This is a genomic window from Arthrobacter sp. Y3225116 (assembly GCF_059091245.1).
In genome coordinates this window covers 1-4976 of record NZ_JBNHGL010000209.1, presented here as the reverse complement: position 1 = coordinate 4976, position 4976 = coordinate 1, and the positions used below count along the sequence as shown (strand labels likewise).

Below are 4976 nucleotides of genomic sequence, written 5' to 3'. Positions count from 1 at the left end.
TCTGCGCCAGGCCCTGGTGCGACGCCCCGATCCGGCACATCGACCACATCGTGCCCTGGTCACACGGCGGCAAAACCACCATGGCCAACGGCCAGGGACTGTGCGAACAATGCAACCAGTCAAAGGAAGCCGAAGGCTGGTCCAGCCGCCCCATTGAGGGACCGCACCACGCGGTGGAGACCACCACACCCACCGGACACACCTACACCTCCACCCCGCCACCACTACCAGGCACACTCGCTGCAGGTGGTGCCTTTAGGTCCGCGTTCGCCGTCGAAGCGGCTCTAGGGGAGCAGACTGGGCGGGCACGCCGTCGTCGACGCTTCCGACTGATGTGTAGGCGCAGTTCCCCACATCCAGCAATGACGGCAATTAACTTATAGCTGCGCGGTTTGCGAGCGAACTGCACCTCTTCGGGTACCTGACCGCCCAGACCCGACTCCCGGTTCGGTCTTGATGGGTGCGGTAAGGCAGACTTGTACACGATGAGCACGCTGATCCCCTCCTTGATGTCCGGTCCCCGCCCTGCCCAGTCCGCAGATAATGCCTCTGCCCTCACCGGGGTGGCCGAGTGGGCCGTGGGGCTGATGGAAGGCATCGGGGCACCAGGCGCGGGTCTGGCGATCGCGCTGGAGAATCTTTTCCCGCCGCTGCCAAGTGAAGTGGTGCTCCCGCTGGCAGGCTTCACGGCCAGCCGCGGTAACTTCAGCCTTGTCGAGGCGCTGGTATGGACCACGCTGGGTTCGATTATCGGCGCGTGGGTGCTTTACGGGCTGGGCGCTTGGCTGGGCCGAGGGCGCATGCGCGCCATCGCCGACAAGCTTCCGCTGATCGATTTGGAAGACGTGGACAAGGTGGAAGCCTGGTTCAACCGCCACGGCTACAAGGCAGTCTTCTTTGGCCGCATGATCCCGATCTTCCGCAGCCTGATTTCCATCCCCGCCGGCATCGAGCGAATGCCCATGGGCAAGTTCCTCTCACTGACCGCAGCCGGGAGCCTGATCTGGAACAGCATCTTCGTGCTGGCCGGTTTCTACTTGGGGGAGAACTGGCACATCGTGGAGGAGTACGCCGGCGTCTTTCAGAAGATCGTAATTGTCGTCGTCGTTGTTGCGGGCCTGTACTGGTTGACCACCAGGATCCGCAAGATCAGGAACCGGCGGGCGTAGCCGTAGCTGCTAGGGGCTGATCCTCCCATCGGTCAGCTTTGCTGCCGGCCCTGTAGTCTCCTTCCGCTCCGCCGCCAGCTCCTCCGCACCAGAAATCCTGCTCTAGCCGATAGTGGCGCCCCGCCGGTCTTTCCGGCGACGGACGCCACTCCGCTGACGCCTCCGCTGCCCTCACACCTTTGACGGGCCGCCGGCCGCCGCCGTGCTGCCTCATCACGCCATTGACGGGCCGCCGGTCGCCAGGCGTCGCCCTCACACCCCTTGACGGCCGCCCGCTGCCACCGTGCTCCCTCACATCCTGACGGGCCGCGCCGCCCCGTGATGCCCTTGAGATGCCCGCCGCCGTATCGAGTCCTGCCTGACGTCCCTCCCCCCCCCCCGAGCTCGCCTCCGAGCTCCGGGTCGAGCCGGCCGGAAGCAGGCGAACACGCCACCCTCGCGTATTGACAGTCGCTCCGCCTGTTGTATGGTTAGCTACATGAGTAATGAACCCCTGCACCGAACAAGCGGTGCAATGGGCCGGGAGAAGGAGCGGCAGTGATCGACGACTCGAAGCCGATCTTCCTCCAGATCGCCGAACGCATTGAGAACGACATTGTGGACGGGACGCTGGCCGAGGAAGGCCAGGTACCGTCCACCAATGAGTTCGCCGCCTTCTACCGGATCAATCCCGCCACCGCGGCCAAAGGCGTCAACCGCTTGGTCGATGACGGGATTCTGTACAAAAAGCGGGGGATCGGCATGTTCGTAGCCGCCGGAGCCCGCTCCCGTTTAGTGGCCCGCCGGCGTGACGACTTCTACCGCGAGTACGTTCAGCCGATGGCCCGGGAAGCACGAAAACTGGGTATCAGCACCGAACAGCTGACCGCAATGCTCCACCGCACCGAGTCCACCAGCGACATGACAGAGGGAAGCGTGTCCCCATGAACTACCAGAACACACCCGCCATCGAACTGAGGCAGGTGAGCAAGTCCTACCGCGATGCCAAGGCACTGGACAACGTCAGCCTGCGTCTGGAAGGCAACCGGATCTACGGGTTGCTGGGCCGAAACGGCGCCGGGAAGACCACGCTGATGTCGGTGCTGACCGGCCAAGGCTTTCAGAGCAGCGGTGAAGCGCTGGTCTTCGGGCAGCACCCGTATGAAAACGACGCCGTGCTGTCCCGGATCTGCTTCATCCGGGAATCACAGAAGTACCCGGACGATTTCACCCCCCGGCAGGCCTTCAAATCCGCCGCCCTGTTCTTCCGGAACTGGGACCAGGCCTACGCGGACCGGTTGGTCGAGGATTTCCAGCTCCCGCCCAAGCGGCGGATCAAAAAGCTTTCCCGCGGCCAGCTCTCCGCCGTCGGCGTGATCATCGGGCTGGCGTCCCGCGCGGAGATAACATTCTTCGACGAGCCGTATCTGGGGCTCGACGCCGTCGCCCGCCAGATCTTCTACGACCGGCTGGTTGAGGACTTCGCCCATCATCCGCGCACCATCATCCTTTCCTCGCACTTGATCGACGAGGTGGCGAACCTGCTGGAGCACGTCGTGCTGATCGACCGCGGCCGGATCGTCATGGACGACGACGCCGAAGCGATCCGCGGGACGGCCTTCACGGTGTCCGGCAGCGCCGCAGCCGTCAGGTCCTTCGCGGCGGGGCGGGAAGTGCTGCACCGTGAATCGCTGGGCTCGCTGGCCTCGTGGACCATCGACGGCAGGCTGTCGGATGCCGAACGTGTCCACGCTGCGGAACTCGCTGTGGAGTTGGCGCCGGTGTCGCTCCAACAACTGGTGGTGCGGAAGACCACTGCTGCAACCGATACCGTCGCCAACGCCCACTCCGAGCTGGAGGTCCTGAAATGAACCGCGTCATCAACGTAGCGCGCATGCAGTTGATCAATAAGTGGACCTTCCTGGGCATCCCCGCCGTGATCCTGCTGGGTTCGTTCCTGGTCACCCTGGCCATCTGGGCGATGATCCCTGCCAGCGGCCAGACGTTACACTCCGGGACGGCGCAAGCGGTGATGTGGTACTTCTTCGCGCTGGGCATCCAATCGCTGACCATGACGTTCCCGTTCTCGCAGGCGATGAGCGTGAGCCGCCGTACCTTCTACCTCGGTACCGTCGGCCTGTTCGCCGTGGTCGCCCTTGCCGTCAGTGTCCTGTACTACCTGCTGGGACTGCTGGAAGTTGCCACCGGCGGCTGGGGCTTCAACGGCCGGCTGTATGCCCTCGGCTGGATCGCCGACAGCAGCCCCGTGGTGCAGATCCTGTTCTACTTCATCGTCATGGTGGCGTTGTTCATGATCGGTTTCTGGTTCGCCACCATCTACAAGCGCTGGCAGGCGACCGGGATGTTAATCACATGGGTCGCGATCGCCGTGGTCCTGCTCGGCCTGCTCGGCCTGATCGCACGGCAGGGCTGGTGGCCGGCCGTGGGCGGGTGGCTGGTGGCCCAGACCCCGCTGAGCACCTCCGGCTGGACGGCGCTGTTCTGCGCGGCCCTGGCGGGCGGGTCCTACCTGACCCTCCGGCGGGCCACCCCCTGACCAAGCCTTAACGCGCCTGCAGGACGGCGGCCCCAGCGCTCGTGCCGGGGCCGCCGTCGGCGCGTGTTGCGGGCGCAGAACCGTCCGTGCCGTCGCTTAGGGTTGAACGCGTGGCAGTTGACTTCACGGCAATCGATTTCGAGACGGCAAACGGGTTCCGGGGCTCACCATGCTCCGTCGGCTTGAGCAAGGTCCGTGATGGCCGGATCGTCGAGGAAGCCTCCTGGCTGATGCGGCCGCCGGAGGGCTTCGACCACTTCGACCGGCGCAACGTCCAGATCCACGGCATCACCGCGGGCATGGTGGCGGGTAAGCCGCGTTTCGGCGAGATCTTCGCCGACCTGGCAGCCTTCATCGGCTCCGACGTGCTGGTCGCCCACAATGCCGCCTTCGATATGGGCGTGATCCGGTCCGCTCTGGAGGTCTCGGAACTCTCCGGGCCGGCCTACGACTACGCCTGCACCGTGATCCTTTCGCGGCGCAGCTACTCGCTGGTGTCCTATTCCCTGCCGTTCGTGGCCGAAGCCGCAGGCGTGCCGCTGCACAACCACCACGACGCCGTGGCGGACGCGCGGGCCTGCGCCGGCATCATGATCGACATCGCCGGCCGCAACTCGGCCGGCAGCATTCCCGAGCTGCTGACCGCGATGCAGTTGCGCGCCTCGCGCCTGGAGGCCTACCTCCACGGCAGCGCGGCGGTATCCAAACCCACCCGGACCGCGCTCGAGCGGCAGTCGATGAGTGCGGCCGGGGGCGCGGCGCCGTCGTCGGCCTGGACCTACTGGCCGGACGAGGGGGAGAACCCCGAGCCCAACCACGCTGCCGACGACTCCCACCCGCTGTACGGCCAGACAGTGGTCTTCACCGGCAATCTGGGCCTGTCCCGGCAGGAGGCGAAGAACCGGGCGGCGGAGCTGGGGGCCCGGCCGGCCAGCAACGTCACCCGGAAAACCACCGTGCTCGTCGTCGGCGACGGTTTCGTCGCCTCCGACCTCAAGAGCGGCCGCGTCACCGCCAAGGCCCACAAGGTGCTGCAGCTGCACAGCAAGGGCCAGCAGATCGAGGTGCTCTCCGAAGGCGAGTTTTTGCAGATGATCGGGGGACGCTGGCCCGCGCACAGCGCTTGACCGCCCTCGTCGACCCGCCGCCCTCGACGGCCGCCGGAGTCAGAGCCGGAGGCCTACCCCGGTGAGTTCCTCGGACAGGTCGATCAGCCGGGAGGCGGCGTTGCGCTCGCGGGCGTGCCGCCGCGGCGCGACGACGGCGGTGCG

The 4976-nt window shown here is 66.0% G+C and carries 6 protein-coding genes; all 6 read left to right on the top strand.

Annotation, left to right across the window (positions count from 1 at the left end):
- The first annotated feature begins 29 nt into the window (after positions 1 to 29).
- The 6 genes from AC5RV2_RS14520 to AC5RV2_RS14495 all read left to right on the top strand — a co-directional run bounded on the left by AC5RV2_RS14520 (position 30) and on the right by AC5RV2_RS14495 (position 4832).
- Positions 30 to 383, top strand: a complete 354-nt coding sequence (locus AC5RV2_RS14520; protein ID WP_494092913.1) for an HNH endonuclease — start codon at positions 30 to 32, stop codon at positions 381 to 383.
- A 126-nt stretch (positions 384 to 509) separates the two neighbouring features.
- Positions 510 to 1169: a DedA family protein gene (locus tag AC5RV2_RS14515; protein ID WP_494092912.1), complete on the top strand. Its 660-nt coding sequence runs from the start codon at positions 510 to 512 to the stop codon at positions 1167 to 1169.
- Between the two features lie 537 nt (positions 1170 to 1706).
- On the top strand, positions 1707 to 2096 hold the full coding sequence (locus AC5RV2_RS14510) for a GntR family transcriptional regulator (protein WP_494067165.1): 390 nt from the start codon (positions 1707 to 1709) through the stop codon (positions 2094 to 2096).
- On the top strand, positions 2093 to 3019 hold the full coding sequence (locus AC5RV2_RS14505) for an ABC transporter ATP-binding protein (RefSeq protein ID WP_494092911.1): 927 nt from the start codon (positions 2093 to 2095) through the stop codon (positions 3017 to 3019). Before AC5RV2_RS14510 ends, AC5RV2_RS14505 begins: the two co-directional genes overlap by 4 nt.
- Positions 3016 to 3705, top strand: a complete 690-nt coding sequence (locus tag AC5RV2_RS14500) for a hypothetical protein (protein WP_494092910.1) — start codon at positions 3016 to 3018, stop codon at positions 3703 to 3705. Before AC5RV2_RS14505 ends, AC5RV2_RS14500 begins: the two co-directional genes overlap by 4 nt.
- Positions 3706 to 3815: 110 nt before the next feature.
- On the top strand, positions 3816 to 4832 hold the full coding sequence (locus tag AC5RV2_RS14495) for a 3'-5' exonuclease (RefSeq protein WP_494092909.1): 1017 nt from the start codon (positions 3816 to 3818) through the stop codon (positions 4830 to 4832).
- Positions 4833 to 4976 lie beyond the last annotated feature (144 nt).